The following is a 16,062-nucleotide window of genomic DNA, read 5'->3' as shown; positions in this document are numbered from 1 at the left end:
TGGTGGCCTGGTCTTTCCCGGAAGTAGGATCATGAAAACTCGACTCAATTCGTTCGCTCTCGCCGGTATGCTGCTGGCTACGGGCACAATCACGCCAGGTCTCGCTAACGCGGGTGTGCGCGTTTGCACGTTTCCCGGCAGTCCATCGACCGCGCTTGACGAGGCCGTGACGCGCGAAGCGTTTCGCACGGCGGGCATTGCGTTGTCGCTCGCGCCCGGGGGATTCGGCGGGAGTGACGACGACGGCGTATCGCTGAAAGAACTCAACAAGGCGCTTGCGCGTAAATGCGACGTCATCGCCGGCTTTCCGCGCTCGAGCGTCGCCGACGGGTCCGGCAGCAAGCTGACTTTCTCGCGCGGCTATCTGCACTCCGGCTACGTGAGCGTCACCACCCGCGAATCGTCAACGCCGTCCAGCGGCGAGGAGATCGTCGCGGCAACCTATGCGAGCCCCGCGCAGCTTATCGCCGTGCAGCAACCCAACGTCAGGCTCGATCTGGAGAACACGGCGGCACTTACCGTCGATGCCCTGGCAAGCGGGCATGCGCAACGTGCAATCGTCTGGTATCCGGCGGTGGTGGCATATACGATCACACATCCGCAACAGCACTTCCAGATTACCAGTACGGTTTCACCGTATGCGGACTGGCATCTGGTATTCGCTTTTGGCAAGAATGGCGCGGCGTTGCAACCGCGCATCGACGCAGCGCTGGAGAAGTTGGCGTCGAACGGCAGGCTCGCAGCGTTGACCCGCAACTGGGCACTACCTGAGGCGGCTCAGGCATCCCGTTCGCCCGCGGCCGAATTTGCCTATCGAGACGGCCCCGGCCGCAGCGATACGATGTGGCGAATGATGCTGGCCGGCAGTCGCGGGTCGCAGCAGGGCCGCTTCATCAAGGTCGATGCAAGCGCCGCGGGCGACGCCCCCGGCTTCGACCGCACGCAGGTGGCGCACGGCAAAACCCTGTACTCGAGTGCGTGCGCAAAATGCCACGGTCCCGCCCTGCAAGGTTTGAATGCACCCGCGTTGCGTGGTCCTGCCTTTGCACCGGTGGCAAACGCGAAACTGACCATCGGCGGGGTGTACGGATACATGACGAACAATATGCCGGCGGACCGCCCCGGCAAGATGAAACCGCAAGACTACGCGGACATCATGGCGTTCCTGCTGTATTCGAACGGCTATAGCGCCGGCGCCACCAAGCTGACGGACGACAACGCCAAGGCGTCGAAGACGCCGCTCAACGCGGGTACTTCGCAATAGTCTCGACAGCGTCAACGGTCTTGATTGGCGCCATAAAAATAGCCCGGTGATTCTCCGTCATTCACGGGAATCACCGGGCTTTCTCGAAACTCTCGAAACTGCAACTTCCTCCGAAATCATCCCAAACGCAACGAGTTATCCCTGCTGCGGAAAATCAGCGGCTGGAGCTGGTCGTCAGGTGCCGGCCGCCGCGCCAGCGTCACCACCTGCTCGATTTGCCCGTGATGCGCCGACTTTGCGCACACCGGGTCCGCAGCCGCGGCGTCTCCGGTCAGCAGATACGCCTGGCAGCGGCAGCCGCCATGATCGGTTTCGCGCTCGTCACAGCTCCGGCACGGTTCGCGCATCCAGCCATCACCACGAAACGCATTGAACGCATGACTGTGGTACCAGATATCCGTCAACGAAGCGTCCTGCACGCGGGGCAGATCCAGACCCGGCAGCGAGCGTGCCGCATGGCATGGCAGCGCGGTGCCGTCCGGCGCGATGCCGAGGAACACCGAACCCCACCCGTTCATGCAGGCCTTGGGCCGTACCTCGAAATAATCGGGGACCACAAACAGGATCCTGCAACGATCGCCGATGCGTTCGCGGTACCGGTTGACCGTCGCCTCGGCCTCCTTCAACTGTTCGCTGGTCGGCATCAACTGGTCGCGATTGAGCATCGCCCAACCGTAGTACTGTGTGTTCGCCAGTTCGAGATAGTCGGCGCCCATCTCGAGCGCCATGTCAATAATCTGCCCGACGTGCGGCAGGTTATAGCGATGCAGCACGCAATTGAGCACCATCGGGTAGCCGTGTGCCTTGATCAGGCGCGCTACGCGGTGTTTCAACTCGAAGGTCTTCGTGCTGGACACGAAATCGTTCAGCTCACGCGTCGAGTCCTGGAAGGAGAGCTGGATATGGTCCAGCCCCGCCTCTTTCAGACGGGCGATGCGTGTCTCGTTGAGCCCGACACCTGAGGTGATCAGATTCGTGTAGAAGCCCAATCCACGCGCGTGCTCGACCAGCGTTTCGAGATCGTCACGCACCAGCGGCTCACCGCCGGAGAAGCCAATCTGCGCTGCGCCCATGCGGCGCGCCTGCGTGATCACGTCGCGCCAGGTGTCGGTATCGAGCTCCGCACCGTGACTGGCGAAGTCGACGGGGTTGTAGCAGAACGCGCAGTGCAAAGGGCAGCGGTACGTGAGTTCCGCCAGCAACCACAATGGCGGGGAGGGGCGAGTGCCTGGGAAATCGATCGTCGTATCCATGTCAATCCAGCCAGCCGCGTTGCCGCGCATGGTCGATGAAGCGGTATACATCGGCGGCAAGGTCCGACACACTGAACAGGTCTTCCAGTTCGTCGATGATGTCGTCTAGTTCCCGGGTTCCGTCGCAGCGCGCGAGAATTTCGCCAGCACTCGGATTGAGTTTGACCATGCCTTCTGGATACAGCAATACGTAGGCATCCTGCGCGTCTTCCCATTGCAGGCGAAACATCGTGCGCAGATGTGGCCGCAGGCTGGCGTAATGATCGGTGTGTGGAGCGTTCATACTGGGTACGCCTTTTCGATGGCGTCGAGCATTGACCAGAGAATGTCTAGCTTGAAGCGCAGGATGTTGAGGGCACGCTGTTGGGCGTCGGGGGTCTTGAAGTGACTGAGCGTGACGTCGAGCCCGTGCTCGACATCGCGCTGGGCAAGCGGAATGCGGCTGCGGAAGTACTGCAATCCCTGCGCATCGATCCATGGATACAGGTCGGGCCAGCCGGCCAGACGGTCGCGGTGAATCTGCGGCGCGAACATCTCAGTGAGTGAAGAGCAGACTGCCTCTTGCCACGGCGCCCGCCGGGCGAAATTGACATAGGCGTCCACTGCGAAGCGCACGCCGGGTAGCACCGGCTCGAGCGACCACAATGTCTTGCGGTCGATGCCGACCGCGTCGGCGAGATGCGCCCATGCTTCAATGCCGCCGGGGTTGTCGCCGTAGCCATCGTGATCGTGCAACCGCTCGATCCAGAGGCGGCGCGTCTGCCTGTCATCACAATTGGACAGGATCGCGGCATCCTTGAGCGGGATGTTGATCTGGTAATAGAAGCGATTGGCGACCCAGCCGCGAATCTGCTCAGGCGAACACTTGCCACTGTTCATCCGCTGATTGAACGGATGATGAATATGATAGTGCGCGCCGAGCGCGCGTAGACGCGCTTCGAATTCGTTAGGTGACCAAGGGACGGCGCGGGTAACAGTGGTAGGCAGCGGGGCGTTCATGGCTATACCTGGAATTGCATTCCGTCGCGTGCCACTTCGATACCGCGTGCGCGTATCACGGCATGTTCGGGGGAATGCGGGTCGAGAATCGGATTGGTGTTGTTGATGTGAATCAGCACCTTGCGCGTCGCAGTGGGCAGCGCGTCCAGTAGCTGAACCATCCCTGACAGACGGCGATGGCCGCACTGCGCAAGATGGCCCATGTCGGCCGCGAGGTGGGTCGACAGGCCGAGGTCGATCATTTCGGTCGCGGACCAGAACGTGCCGTCAACCAGAACGAGTTGCGCAGAGCGCATCGCGGCGAGCACAGGTTCCGGTGCGCTCGCGAGCCCCGGCGCATAGAAAACGCGTGCGCCGGTAGCAAGGTTCTCGATCAGCAGTGCGATGTTGTCGCCTGGTGCGGCATTGGCACGCCGCGGCGAATAGGGGGGTGCCTTGCTTTCGATCGGTAATGCGGTGAGGCGGATACCCTCCACCGGCGCGATCGTGAATGGCTGATCGAGCACGATCTCGTGACGCTCGACGCCACAGTAATGGTCGAGCAGCGGAACCAGCGGTAAACCGGTGGAGAGATCGGCGAACACCGGTGCGCAGGCATACAACGGTAGGGGCGTGGTGCGTTCGCGCAGCATCAGCAGGCCGGTGACGTGATCGATCTGTGCGTCAATCAGCACGACCGCGGCAATGCCGCTGTCACGAATCGAGCGGGCCGGTTGCAGTTCCGGATTTGCGCGCAGCTGTGCGAGCAGATCTGGCGAGGCATTGATCAGAATCCAGTCGACACCGTTCTCGCTCACCGCAATCGAAGATTGGGTGCGCGGCAACACGTCGCCAGTCTGGTAACGGGCCCGGTTGCAGTTCACACAGTTGCAGTTCCATTGCGGCAGTCCGCCGCCTGCACCGGAACCTAGAATTTTGATCTTCATGAGCCATGCTCCGGGCGCCGCCGCGCACACCGACATACTGCGATGGGCGGGCGGCGCTTCATCGTTGCTTCAGCGATTGGCGATGTACATCGTGATTTCAAAACCGAAACGCAGATCGGTATAGGCGGGGGTGGTCCATTGCATGGTTGTCTCCTTGGATACGACATGTGATTGAGAAACCGCATTGAGGAAGCGGTCATAATGATCAAATGCAAGGTCTATGCCGGGCTTGTCACGTGCTGCGATCGGTACAGCCGGCGCACGATTAGCGTTTTGCGTCCTGAACGAAAGCGTCGTTGGACACCGACTCACGTTTTGCTGAGGGAAACTGACTAACTAGTCCGGCGCGTGAAACAGCGCGCTGTTCAGTTCGAGGACACCGCTGTTGCAAATTGGAGCACCTGTGCCGCAGGCGGTCAGACGGCGTCGTCGGCGTTGTCCATACCCTGCGGCGGCAGTTTGCGGTAGATCGTATTGCGCGAGACGCCGAGTGCGCGGGCGGCAGCCGACACGTTGCCGCCATGCTGCGCAACCGCCTTGGCGATGGCGTTGGCGGCGACATCCTCCAGCCGCCCGCTTGATAGCGGTAAGGTTTCCGTGGTGCTCGCAGGCGCGGCGGCAGTGCCGCGCACGTCGTCGAAGAAATCGTCGGGCAAATGCTCGCGCCGGAGCTGACCGTCCGCATCGACCATGGCGGCGGCGGTTCGCAGAAGATTGCTGAGCTGGCGAAAATTTCCGGGCCACGCGCATTGCTCGAACAGCGCCATCACCTCGTCGGCGACGCTCAGTCGCTGCCCATCCGCGCTTTCGGATGATGCGGATTGCAGCATCTTCTGGATTACGGCGGATAGATCCGTGCGCTCGCGCAGCGGCGGCAATTTCACTACCAGTCCGTTCAGGCGGTAATACAGGTCCTCGCGAAACCGGTTCTGCACGATCATGTCGCGCAGGTCGCGGTGAGTTGCGCAAATGATGGCGATATCGACTGGTATCGACTTCGAGGAACCAAGCGGATTGATGAGGCGCTCCTGCAGCACGCGCAGCAACCGCACTTGCAGCGGGTAGGGCATGTCGCCAATCTCGTCGAGAAATAGCGTGCCGCCGTTGGCCTGAAGCAATTTGCCGACGGCGCCTTTGCGCCGCGCACCGGTGAAGGCGCCTTCTTCATAGCCGAACAACTCGGATTCGATCAGCGTTTCCGGTATCGACGCGCAGTTGACCGCAACGAACGCACCCGAGCGGCGCGGCGAGTCGTTGTGGATCGCCTGGGCGAGCAGCTCCTTGCCGGTGCCGGTCTCACCGGTAATCAGGATCGGGATGTCCTTGCCGATTACCTTGCGAACTTTGGCGATGACGGCCGCGATCTGCGGGTCGCCGGTGTCCAGGTAGCTGAGTCTCGACAGCACGCTCGCGGCTAGGGGAGGGGACGCCACGCGTTGTGCGGGTCGTGACTCGCGATGCTCCTCCGGCGGCCAGGCATCATTGGTGCGTGTGGCACGCCGGAATTCGACGTGAGCGCATACCACCGCGCCGTTGCTCAGGTTCAGCGACAGATGCTGGTCCCGGCTGACGCGCAGACGGTCGATCAGTTGCGCGCTGGTGAGGCCGAATAGCGAGGACAGGGTATGCGCGCGCAAGCTGGTGAGCGGCAATCCCAGTTGAAATTGCGCACTACGATTGGCCGAAAGGAAGCGGCCATCGCAGGTAAACGCGACGATGCCTTCCATCAAGGTGCCGAGGAATTCGGGCCGACCGTGAAATGCAATTTGCAACGTCTCGCGAAAGGTATTGGTAAACAGATGATTCTCGATCATCTGTACGGACATCTTTGCCAGCGCCAGCGTGTGCTGGTGATAGCTGCGATGGTCGCCGGTGACGTCGAGCACGCCGATCAGATCGCCGTACGGATCGAGAATCGGCACGCTGGAACAGGTGAGAAAGCGATTGGCAGCCAGATAGTGCTGTTCGCCATGCACGACTGTCGGACAGCGCTCGGCGAGCGCCGTGCCGATTGCGTTGGTGCCTTGCCGGTCTTCCGCCCAGTTCGCACCCGGACGCAGCGCGACTTTCTCGGCTCGTCGGAGAAAATCATCGTCGCCGATCGAGTGAAGGATCAGCCCTTCGGCGTCGGTCAGTACGATCATGCTCTGTGTGTTGACGATCTGCTCGTGCAGCGTTTCCATCACAGGCGTGGCATGCGCGCACAGGACACGGCTTTGCTCGAGTTTCAATGTGAGTTCGGCTGCCGGCAGCACGTCGTAATCCGGCCGCATCGCGGCGCTCAAGCCGAACGTTTCGGAGCGTTCGTGGGATTTCTGAATCGACGGCGTGAGCCAGCCGGCCTCACGAGTCGCCATTGGCGTTACGGCGTGACCGACATCATCGCGCATTGTCTCCTCCTGCTGGTCAGCCCCGGTCGCTTCGCCAGGGTCGTGCGGGTACAACTGTGGGTACAACAATAAGCAAATCCTGCGCCAGGTCGGCGTTAATCGCACGCCGGCAGAGCGTCTTCGCCTTTGTGGTTGCGCCGTGGCGGGGCACCCGGATCTAGCCGGTTAGCCGCAGTCGCATCTGGCGATGCGAGATTACGCATATTCATCCCGATACGCGTAAGCGGCTTGATTTGAATCAATGCTAGTGAAATGCGCTGCCGCATCCGACGAAACGTCGGGTTCGCGACCAGGTACGCCAGCGACGGCGTGTACGCCATTGATACAAATCAATCCAGGCGTGAGGGGAAACGCAGATGATGAATTTGTGATCGCTTTCAGTCTAGGTGGGGCGCGTATTCGCGTAGTTTCCGGCGGCGCGATTGATTCGCCATCGGGGGCGCATTCATAATCGACTTACCAGAGAGGATGGCCATGTACAAAGATATCCTGGTGGCACTGGATGGCAGCAACGCGTCGAAGGGTGCGCTAAAGGAAGCTATCCGCATGGCGAAGCTGGCCGACGGCACGATGACGGTGGTGTACGTGCTCGACCGTTTCGCGATGTTTGCCTATTCAGCCAATTACGACCAGTTTGCGATGGTCGAGGCACTACGAGCTGAAGGCGATCGAATCCTGGCGAATGCGCATAAAGACGCGACGGAGGGCAACGTGGCGTGCAAGGTCGCTATCGCCGAGACGGACAACATCAGCGAAGACGTCGCCAGCTGCTTGCTGCGTTACGTAGAGGGGCAGGACGTGGACCTTGTCGTGATGGGTACCCACGGACGTCGCGGAATGCAACGCATGATGCTAGGTAGCGTCGCCGAGCGATTCCTTCGGTTCTCGACCTGCCCGGTGCTGCTGGTTCGTGATACGGTCGTTGCAACTTGAGCGACGTGGAGTTGCTGCCGCGCAGGCGCTTCAGTTCGGGCGGAGTGTGCGCATCAAGGATTTCGTAAGTCGGTAAGCGACGTGTGTACATGAGGCGACAGTCTCGCCGGTGCGAAGAACAACAGTAGACACCCCACGGGATACTATGCGGATATTCGCTCACGAGGTACGCATTTCCCACGAGGACTCCTTCATGCGCTTTCCCCCAGGACGAGCTTTCGCATCCGTCATTTTGCTCATCGCCACGCAGACTGTTTTTGCTCAAACCCCGAAAACCGTCTTCCTTGAGGACCTGACCTGGACCGAACTGCGCGACCAGATTCAGACGGGCAAGACCACCATCATCGTCCCCATTGGCGGAACCGAGCAAAGCGGCCCCGACGTCGCACTCGGCAAACACAATGCACGCGTCAAGGTGCTGTCGCAGCGCATCGCCGAGGGCCTCGGCAACGCGATCGTCGCGCCGGTCATCGCCTACGTGCCGGAGGGCGGCTACGCTCCGCCGACCTCGCACATGCGTTTTCCCGGCACGATCACCGTGCCGGACGACGTGTTCGAAAAGACGCTGGAATCCGCCGCGAACAGCTTCAAGGTTCACGGCTTTACCAACGTCGTCTTTCTCGGCGACCACGGCGGCTACCAGAACGATGTCAGGCACGTTGTAGCCCAACTCAACAGGAGCTGGGCCGGCACGAATGCCCGCGCATTCGTGCCGCCGGCGTACTACGGCACCAGCTCGGACGGTTACTCGCAGATCCTGCGGCAGCACGGGGTCAGCGATGCTGAGATCGGCACGCACGCGGGACTCGCGGATACCTCGCTGCTGCTGGCGGTCGCGCCGCAGATGGTGCGGCTTGAGCGCCTGCGAAGCGGTCCGAAACTGGGACCGGCCGACGGCGTCTATGGCGGCGACCCGCGGCACTCGAGCGTCGAACTTGGTCAACTGGGCATTGACGCGATCGTGTCGCGGACGATTGACGCGATCAAGAAAGAGACCGCAAGCCGTTGAAGCATTCGACAGACTTCTGCTTCCGTCCTCGATCCCCCATCCACTCGACAACGGAATTCACGATGCAATTGTGTCCTCCCCGTTTTTCGCGCGTTGCAACGGCCGTCGCCATCGCGCTGGCCGGTTTCTGTGCCGCCGGCGCTGCATCGGCTGCGTTGGCTGTCACCACGGTGGCCGGCATGCCGCCCGTGGTGAACCCCGATAACCTGTATAGCGAAGCGGGCACCGGCCATATGAGCCCGGCGGTCGCCGGCGCGTTGCCGCGCGTCTATGTGCCGAACCTGCGTTCGAACGACGTCTACGTGATCGATCCGGCCACGCTGAAAGTGGTCGACAGGCTTCACGTCGGCCTCAGTCCGCAGCACGTCGTTGCCGCCTGGGATCTGCAGACGCTGTGGGTGGCCAACAACGCCGAAGGCCGCCCCGACGGCAGCCTGACGCCGATCGATCCCAAGACCGGCAAACCCGGCAAGCAGATCATGGTCGACGATCCTTACAACATGTACTTCACTCCGGACGGCAAAGAAGCGATCGTGGTGGCCGAAGCACACGCGCGGCTGGACTTTCGCGATGCGCACACGATGGCGCTGAAATCGAGTCTCGACGCGCCGCAGTGCAAGGGCATCAATCACGCCGATTTCTCGATCGACGGCAAGTACGCGCTCTTCACCTGTGAATTCGGCGGCAAGCTGGCCAAGATCGATCTTGTCAACCGGAAGGTCGTCGGCTACCTCGAACTCGACAGGAAGGGCATGCCGCAGGACATCCGCATCTCGCCGGACGGCAAGGTGTTCTTTGTCGCCGACATGATGGCCGACGGCGTCTACGTGATCGACGGCGACAGCTTCACGAAGATTGGCTTCATCAAGACCGGCGTGGGGACGCACGGCCTGTACCCGAGCCGCGACGGCACCCGGCTCTATGTGTCCAATCGCGGCTCCAATCTCGTGCACGGACCGAGACATGGCAAGGGCAGCGTATCGGTGCTCGACTTCGCGACGCGCAAGGTCGTCGCGAACTGGCCGATTCCGGGCGGCGGCAGTCCCGACATGGGTAATGTCAGCCCGGATGGCAAGATGCTGTGGCTATCCGGTCGCTTCGATGACGTTGTCTACGCGATCGATACGACGACCGGCTCTGTCAAATCCATTCCGGTTGGCGCGGAACCGCACGGACTCTCCGTCTGGCCGCAGCCCGGGCGTTATTCACTTGGCCACACCGGGAATATGCGTTGACCAGGGACTGGAAACCGGACGGCGTCCTCTATCGAACAATGCGGCGCGATCCGGTTGCCGCCTTCGATTTCGACGGTATTATCACCGCCTCGCACAGCCTGCCTGATTTTGTGCGTTATGCAGTCGGTAGTCGAAGGTTGATCTATGGCGCGATTCGTACGGCACCATGGCTGGCATGCTAATCGGTGCCGCGACCCGGTGTGAACTGAAGGACGCGGCGCAGCGATACGCAGCTCAAGGGTCGCCGGCGCTTGTTCGAGCGGAAATGGCCGCGCGGATCGAAGAACATAAGCGTCGTGGTCACCTACTGGTACTGGCCAGCGCGTCTCGCGCGCTCTACCTTAAGGCCTAGGCTACGAGCGCGGGATTCGACGCGGTACTTGTGACCGAGCTCGAATTTCGTGATGACCGCTTTTACGGCCGCCTGCCTTCGCCGAACTGTTGGGGACCAGAAAAAGTACGACGACTGCAACGCAGGTTCGGCGATAGTCAACCGCGTGTGCTCTATGTGTATGGTGATAGTCGAGGCGACAGGGAAATGCTCGCGCTCGCCAAGCACGCGTGGCTATGCGACCACGGTGAAATGCCTTCCATCGATGCATCGACGTCGCACTTCTAGTGCGCCGGTTGATCTCAATCAACGCGCAGGCGTTGGCGGACGTCCACAGTGAAATGAAAGTGAGGACGTTCTCGCCGGTGCTCGCCGTCAATGCGTGGCAGGCAATCAAATCGTCAGTGTATTTCGAAGGTCGGAGAGTTTGATATGCAGCCGCTGGGACCTCGCAGTGCCATACAAGTCATCCTTAATGAGCACGGACAGTTGTCAGCGATTATCGAAGGCATGCTGTGTTTTACCCGTCTGCTGGAAACTGGGTCGAGGGCTCCGGGTCTCATGGTGTTTCGGGCGATGCTTTACTACATCCGGGAGTATCCGGAGCAGATGCATCATCCGAAGGAGGATCGTTACCCGTTTGCTCGGTTGCGGGCCCGGACAGATGAATTTGACGATGTACTTGACGAACTGGAGGCCCAGCACGCTGAACGTGACGTGCGGGTGCGAGATCTGGAGCACGCGCTGACCCGGTATGAACTGAAGGGCGAGTCCGCATTTGCTGCGCTGCGCGCCCTGGTGCAGGAATACGCAGAGTTCTGCCTGAAACACCGGAGTCTGGAGGAGGAAGTGATTCTGCCTGCTGCGAGACGTTTGCTGACGAAGGATGACTGGGCCGAGATTGACGCGGTGTTTGGGGTCAACCGTGATCCGTTCGATGGAGTCAAGCTCGAAGAGGATCTTGGCAAGCTATTCTCGATGATCGTCAAGGCCATTCCGGAAGCGAATAACTAGCGGTTCGTAGCGCTCGATACGCAGCCAGTCCACGTTAATTGCACCTCCATGAGGCGCAATATGAATTCGATGCCGTTCAGTTCCAATCAAGGAAGGGGTAACGTTTCTGTTCGACGTATCCCGTCACCCAATCCCGTGGCGCGACGTGACCAGCGGTCGAGCAACGCGAAACAGGGGGGCGTTGCGAAAAGTACTCTACCGGCGCTGCGCGAGCATATCGTCGAGGACCGGAACAGCGGCGAGAGTAAGAAGTACGACAGCAAGGGGAATGGTCGAGATGAACCCAAAGTGCTTGAAGCCTACGGCGCCTGTCAGGCCACCTGCGAGGAACGACAATAGGAGCGATCCGAGGATGTGCAGTTTCTCGCGATCTGCACGGACGGTACTCCCATCCATTGCTCCAACGTTCCAGTAAAAGAACTTGCCGAGTTCGATGCCGATATCCGTCACAAGACCGGTGACGTGTGTCGTGCGGATCTCCGCTTTTGAGATCTTTGTGATCATGGCGTTCTGCAGACCCATCACGTAGCACAGAAGACAGACGGTCGCCGGTACGAAAAGGACGCGATGGGTCTCGAGATTTGTGCCAAGCAGGCCAAAGCAGAGGAGCAGCGTAGCCTCGAGCAACAACGGCATTGCATACAGACTGTGCAATTGCTGGCGACGCCCCCAGTTGATCATGATTGCGGACGTGGCGGCCCCGAAGAGGAACGACAACAAGGAACTCAATCCCGTAACGATCGCGTTGATTTCGCCGAGCGCGAGGTTGTCGGCGAGCGACGACAAAATGCCCGACATGTGTGATGTGTACTGCCCCACAGCGAGGAAGCCGCCGGCGTTGGCCGCGCCGGCGACAAAAGCCAGCGATCGTCCCAGGCGCAGATTCGCCGCGTCACTGCGCTCAGGTTTCGTGAATCCTCGAAGATAGTTGATCGGCATGCCGAGATTTTATCCGTGTGAGCGGCGGTGCGGTGGCCGCCGCCTGCTTTCAGGCGCCGCGAAGTCCCTCGGTGACCGTTACGGTCACGTCGATCTTCTGAACGACGGTTCCCACCGGCAGCACCGTGTGCCCATGCGTTTCGTTGATGATCTCAGCCGCCGACAGGTAGAAAGCCAGCAGCGCCGTCAGCAGACCGAGGTAACCGCCGGCGTGGTGCAACCACACGAGGCCGGTCCATTCGCTCGCAGCAAGCACGAAGAAAGTGATCCACAAAGACAGAAACACCAGTTGCAATGCGCGCGGCGCACGCCATGTCGCGACCCACATGTAGAGCGTGAACACGCCCCACAGGAACAGATACCAGCCGATGAACGCCGCGGGCACGGTGCCGTGCAGGAACAGCACGAAGAGGGCGAACGACCACCAGAAGGCGCCATAGCTCAGAAAGGCCGTCGCGCCGAAACCATTGCCGCGCGGTATTTCCATGAGTCCGGCGAGCATCTGCGCGGTGCCGCCATAAGCGAAAGCGACGGCGAGCACCATGCCCATCGAATCGCCGCTGAACCAGCCGGCGTTGATCATGCTGAGCAGCCAGGTCGTCAAGGCAAAACCGCCGAGGCCGAGCGAAGCGGGATTAGGGGCTTTGATATTCATGATGAATTCCTCATGCAAAAAACCGAAGTATTGCTTGCGCGACTGTCGTGAAAACTGGCGCCGCGCAAGGGTCACATCGCAATCGAACGCCGGAGCGCAGGACCGTTCAGATCGAATCGGCGAACTGTGAAATCACGGCGGGGTTTTCGACGGTCGACGTGTCCTGCGAAATCGCTTCGCCCTTCGCGACTGAGCGCAACAAGCGGCGCACGACCTTGCCGGAGCGGGTCTTGGGCATGGCGTCGCCAAACCGGATGTCCTTCGGCTTCGCGATCGGACCGATTTCCTTGGCGACCCAGGCGCGCAATTCGTCCGCTATGCGCTTAGCCTCAGCACCGGTCGGCCGCGCCGTTTTCAGAACGACAAAGGCGACGATGGCTTCGCCGAACGTCTCATCCGGACGCCCGACGACGGCGGCCTCGGCGACGAGCGGATTGGCCGCCAGTGCCGACTCGATTTCCATGGTGCCCATGCGGTGTCCGGACACGTTCAGGACGTCATCGATACGACCTGTGATCGTGAAGTAGCCCGTGTCCCGGTCACGAATCGCGCCGTCGCCGGCGAGGTACAGCTTGCCGCCGAGTTCGTCGGGGTAGTAGCCGTTGCGAAAGCGTTCAGGATTGTTCCAGATCGTGCGGATCATCGAAGGCCACGGCTTGCGGATGACGAGCACGCCGCCTTGACCGTTGGCCACTTCATGGCCGGTTTCGTCGACGATCGCTGCGTCGATGCCCGGCATTGGCAGCGTGCACGATCCCGGCACGAGCGGGGTCGCGCCTGGCAGCGGCGAGATCATGTGGCCACCCGTTTCGGTCTGCCAGAACGTGTCGAGCACCGGACAGCGGCCGCCGCCGACATGTTCGGCATACCAGTTCCATGCGCTTGGGTTGATCGGTTCGCCGACCGTACCGAGAATGCGCAGGCTACTCAGGTCGAAGCTGCTCGGATGCACGGCGGTGTCAGCGTCGGCGCTCTTGATGAGAGACCTGATGGCGGTCGGCGCAGTGTAGAAGATGCTGACCTGGTGGCGCTGGATCATGTCCCAGAAGCGGCCCGCGTTCGGATAGGTGGGTACGCCTTCGAAGATCACCTGGGTCGCGCCGACTGCGGTAGGGCCATAGCAGATGTACGTGTGACCGGTGATCCAGCCGATGTCGGCGGTACACCAGAAGACATCGGCTGGCTTGATGTCGAAGGTCCATTTCATCGTCACGGCGGCCCACAGCAGATAACCGCCGGTGCTGTGCTGCACGCCTTTGGGCGCGCCGGTCGACCCTGACGTGTACAGCACGAATAGCGGGTGTTCCGCACTTACCCATTCCGGTTCGCAGGTATCGGGTTGGTCCTGTTCGAGTTCATGCAGCCATGCGTCGCGTCCTGCGATCCAGGGAATCCGGCCGCCGGTACGGCGATAGATGGCGACCGTTTTGACGGCTTCGGCGCCGCCCATCGCAAGGGCTTCGTCGACGATGGTTTTGAGCGGCAGTGTCTTGCCGCCGCGCACCTGTTCGTCGGCAGTAATCACTGCCACCGCGCCGACATCGACCATCCGTTCATGCAGCGATTTCGCGGAGAAGCCGCCGAACACGACGGAGTGCGGCGCGCCGATGCGCGCACACGCCAGCATGGCGGCGACGCCTTCCACCGACATCGGCATGTAGATCACCACCCGGTCGCCTTTCGTTACGCCGCGCGCACGCAGCGCGTTGGCGAGTCTGCACACGCGGTGATAGAGCGCCTGATAAGTGATGCGCGTGATCTTGCCATCGTCCGCCTCGAACACGATGGCCGTTTTGCCTGCGAGTCCGTTGGCGAGGTTGCGATCCAGGCAGTTGTATGACGCGTTGAGTTCGCCGTCTTCGAACCATTGATAGAACGGCGCGTCCGCCTCGTTCAGGACTTTCGTGAAGGGCCGGCGCCACTCGAGATGCTCTTTGGCAAGGCGCGCCCAGAACGCTTCGTGATCGCGTTCGGCCTCGGCCACGAGGGCATGGTAAGCCTCGATGCCGTCGATGCTTGCGTGCTTGAGCGCGGGGATTTTCGGCGCCGTAGTATTGAGTTGATTAAGCTCGATGGTAGACATCCAGTGTCTCCTCACATAAAAGTCAAGGATAGGGCGAGGCCTGAAACGGCGAGTCGCCTGAAGGAAGGCTCTTGATGGCCTTGGTGCAGGTGAGTGCGTGTAGGTCAACTATGACCGCACGGCCGATCGGGCGGTTGATACACATCAAGGGAGGGACTGAGGGGAGAGCGGCCGGTGCTTGATGCAAATCAATCGCAATACCTCCGGCGGGGCGATGATGAGTTCGTCGTTGACTGTTCGCGAATGTCACGCCGGTACGGAATTGCGTGCTTTGAGCATAGGGGGACATCATGGTCCAGGCAGAACCCAGAATCATCCTGGCGGCGGTGGCCGTTTTTACGGCATTGGCGGGTTTGGGTGCAACCATCCGCGGTTTGCTGTTCGACAGTCCAGCCTTTATCCACTATGGCGCGCTGGCACTGGTTGCCGGCGTCGCCAGTTTCGTCGTCCTGCTGATACCAACGACTGGAGACGGCACTTAGCCCTTCGCGCGTGAGGCGCGTGCCTACGTCGATGTCCGGGTTTTCGCCGCCTTGAGCGCAGCCCGCATCAGGCTTTGACCGTGTCGCATGCCCGGGCCGGCGTATCCGATGATGCCGCGCGCTCACTCGGTTCGAGCCGCAAAGCGCCCCAGCCGAGCGGCGCAAACACGTGGCCGCCCGCGAGTTCGACCTGCTCCACAAATGACTCGAGCGTGATGCCCGCCATGATGTGAATCGGTGCATTTCCGACAAAGCTTTGGGTACGCAGCCATGGCATCTCGCCGCGATTGATTTCGTTGGCGCTGCGCTCCTTGCCGTCGTAGCCGAGATCGGGCGTATACAGCGGACCATCGAAGGCGACGGTCAGGATCTGCTCGGGACTGTCGGTATAAGGAGGGCCGGCGTGCTGTTCATAAGGCACGCGTTCCCAGCCGTCGCCCCATTGCTGGTCGAGCGTCAAACGCGTGAAATAAGCCCAGGGCGCGCGCACGAAGCAGAGTCCGTACGCATGACGCACGCCGTCAAGATTGGCAATCATTCCCACGGTGG

The 16,062-nt window shown here is 61.1% G+C and carries 17 protein-coding genes; 7 read left to right on the top strand and 10 right to left on the bottom strand.

From position 1 onward, the window contains the following. Positions 1-31 precede the first annotated feature (31 nt). Positions 32-1,264, top strand: a complete 1,233-nt coding sequence (locus M0D64_RS07305) for a c-type cytochrome (RefSeq protein ID WP_266257149.1) — start codon at positions 32-34, stop codon at positions 1,262-1,264. Positions 1,265-1,380: 116 nt separating this feature from the next. Here the strand turns inward: M0D64_RS07305 and pqqE are convergent, their stop codons facing one another. The 6 genes from pqqE to M0D64_RS07275 form a co-directional block, all read right to left on the bottom strand. After that, on the bottom strand, positions 1,381-2,517 hold the full coding sequence (gene pqqE / locus M0D64_RS07300) for a pyrroloquinoline quinone biosynthesis protein PqqE (protein ID WP_266257148.1): 1,137 nt from the start codon (positions 2,515-2,517) through the stop codon (positions 1,381-1,383). 1 nt (position 2,518) lies between these two features. Next, positions 2,519-2,800 (bottom strand): pyrroloquinoline quinone biosynthesis peptide chaperone PqqD, encoded by a 282-nt coding sequence (gene pqqD, locus M0D64_RS07295; RefSeq protein ID WP_266257147.1) that lies wholly within the window; start codon positions 2,798-2,800, stop codon positions 2,519-2,521. Beyond that, a complete protein-coding gene (gene pqqC, locus M0D64_RS07290) occupies positions 2,797-3,516 on the bottom strand; it encodes a pyrroloquinoline-quinone synthase PqqC (RefSeq protein WP_266257146.1) in 720 nt (239 codons plus the stop codon). The genes pqqD and pqqC overlap by 4 nt, the downstream gene beginning before the upstream one ends. A 2-nt stretch (positions 3,517-3,518) precedes the next feature. Then, positions 3,519-4,442 (bottom strand): pyrroloquinoline quinone biosynthesis protein PqqB, encoded by a 924-nt coding sequence (pqqB, locus tag M0D64_RS07285; RefSeq protein WP_266257145.1) that lies wholly within the window; start codon positions 4,440-4,442, stop codon positions 3,519-3,521. A 69-nt stretch (positions 4,443-4,511) separates the two neighbouring features. Further along, positions 4,512-4,586, bottom strand: a complete 75-nt coding sequence (gene pqqA, locus M0D64_RS07280; protein WP_006410019.1) for a pyrroloquinoline quinone precursor peptide PqqA — start codon at positions 4,584-4,586, stop codon at positions 4,512-4,514. Between the two features lie 272 nt (positions 4,587-4,858). Continuing rightward, positions 4,859-6,832 carry a sigma-54-dependent Fis family transcriptional regulator gene (locus tag M0D64_RS07275; RefSeq protein ID WP_154560354.1) on the bottom strand — a complete coding sequence of 658 codons (1,974 nt, stop codon included), beginning with the start codon at positions 6,830-6,832 and terminating at the stop codon, positions 4,859-4,861. A gap of 474 nt (positions 6,833-7,306) precedes the next feature. On the opposite strand from M0D64_RS07275, the gene M0D64_RS07270 reads away from it, so the two are divergent. The 5 genes from M0D64_RS07270 (at position 7,307) to M0D64_RS07250 (ending at position 11,354) form a co-directional block, all read left to right on the top strand. Then, positions 7,307-7,765, top strand: a complete 459-nt coding sequence (locus tag M0D64_RS07270; RefSeq protein ID WP_266257144.1) for a universal stress protein — start codon at positions 7,307-7,309, stop codon at positions 7,763-7,765. A gap of 193 nt (positions 7,766-7,958) precedes the next feature. Further along, on the top strand, positions 7,959-8,774 hold the full coding sequence (locus tag M0D64_RS07265; protein WP_266257143.1) for a creatininase family protein: 816 nt from the start codon (positions 7,959-7,961) through the stop codon (positions 8,772-8,774). Between the two features lie 62 nt (positions 8,775-8,836). Then, positions 8,837-10,009, top strand: a complete 1,173-nt coding sequence (locus tag M0D64_RS07260) for a YncE family protein (RefSeq protein ID WP_266257142.1) — start codon at positions 8,837-8,839, stop codon at positions 10,007-10,009. 382 nt (positions 10,010-10,391) lie between these two features. Beyond that, positions 10,392-10,628 carry a haloacid dehalogenase-like hydrolase gene (locus M0D64_RS44875; protein WP_233464857.1) on the top strand — a complete coding sequence of 79 codons (237 nt, stop codon included), beginning with the start codon at positions 10,392-10,394 and terminating at the stop codon, positions 10,626-10,628. Positions 10,629-10,772: 144 nt separating this feature from the next. Further along, a complete protein-coding gene (locus M0D64_RS07250; protein WP_266257141.1) occupies positions 10,773-11,354 on the top strand; it encodes a hemerythrin domain-containing protein in 582 nt (193 codons plus the stop codon). A gap of 195 nt (positions 11,355-11,549) precedes the next feature. On the opposite strand, the gene M0D64_RS07245 is transcribed toward M0D64_RS07250, so the two are convergent. The 3 genes from M0D64_RS07245 to acs all read right to left on the bottom strand — a co-directional run bounded on the left by M0D64_RS07245 (position 11,550) and on the right by acs (position 15,031). Beyond that, entirely contained in the window at positions 11,550-12,293 is a 744-nt protein-coding gene (locus M0D64_RS07245) for a YoaK family protein (RefSeq protein ID WP_154560359.1), read from the bottom strand. A 49-nt stretch (positions 12,294-12,342) separates the two neighbouring features. Further along, the gene (locus M0D64_RS07240; protein WP_266257140.1) at positions 12,343-12,948 is read right to left on the bottom strand and encodes an acetate uptake transporter; all 606 of its coding nucleotides are present in this window, start codon (positions 12,946-12,948) and stop codon (positions 12,343-12,345) included. Positions 12,949-13,054: 106 nt separating this feature from the next. Then, the gene (gene acs, locus M0D64_RS07235; protein WP_266257139.1) at positions 13,055-15,031 is read right to left on the bottom strand and encodes an acetate--CoA ligase; all 1,977 of its coding nucleotides are present in this window, start codon (positions 15,029-15,031) and stop codon (positions 13,055-13,057) included. Between the two features lie 290 nt (positions 15,032-15,321). On the opposite strand from acs, the gene M0D64_RS07230 reads away from it, so the two are divergent. Then, complete coding sequence (locus M0D64_RS07230; RefSeq protein WP_154560362.1) at positions 15,322-15,513, top strand: DUF2964 family protein; 192 nt, start codon at positions 15,322-15,324, stop codon at positions 15,511-15,513. A gap of 67 nt (positions 15,514-15,580) precedes the next feature. Here M0D64_RS07230 and M0D64_RS07225 read toward each other — a convergent pair whose 3' ends face one another. Then, the gene (locus tag M0D64_RS07225) at positions 15,581-16,057 is read right to left on the bottom strand and encodes a hypothetical protein (protein WP_266257138.1); all 477 of its coding nucleotides are present in this window, start codon (positions 16,055-16,057) and stop codon (positions 15,581-15,583) included. Positions 16,058-16,062: the final 5 nt, after the last annotated feature.

Source organism: Paraburkholderia sp. WS6 (assembly GCF_030464835.1).
Taxonomy (GTDB): Bacteria; Pseudomonadota; Gammaproteobacteria; order Burkholderiales; family Burkholderiaceae; genus Paraburkholderia; species Paraburkholderia madseniana.
This window is presented reverse-complemented; position numbering and strand designations above follow the sequence as displayed.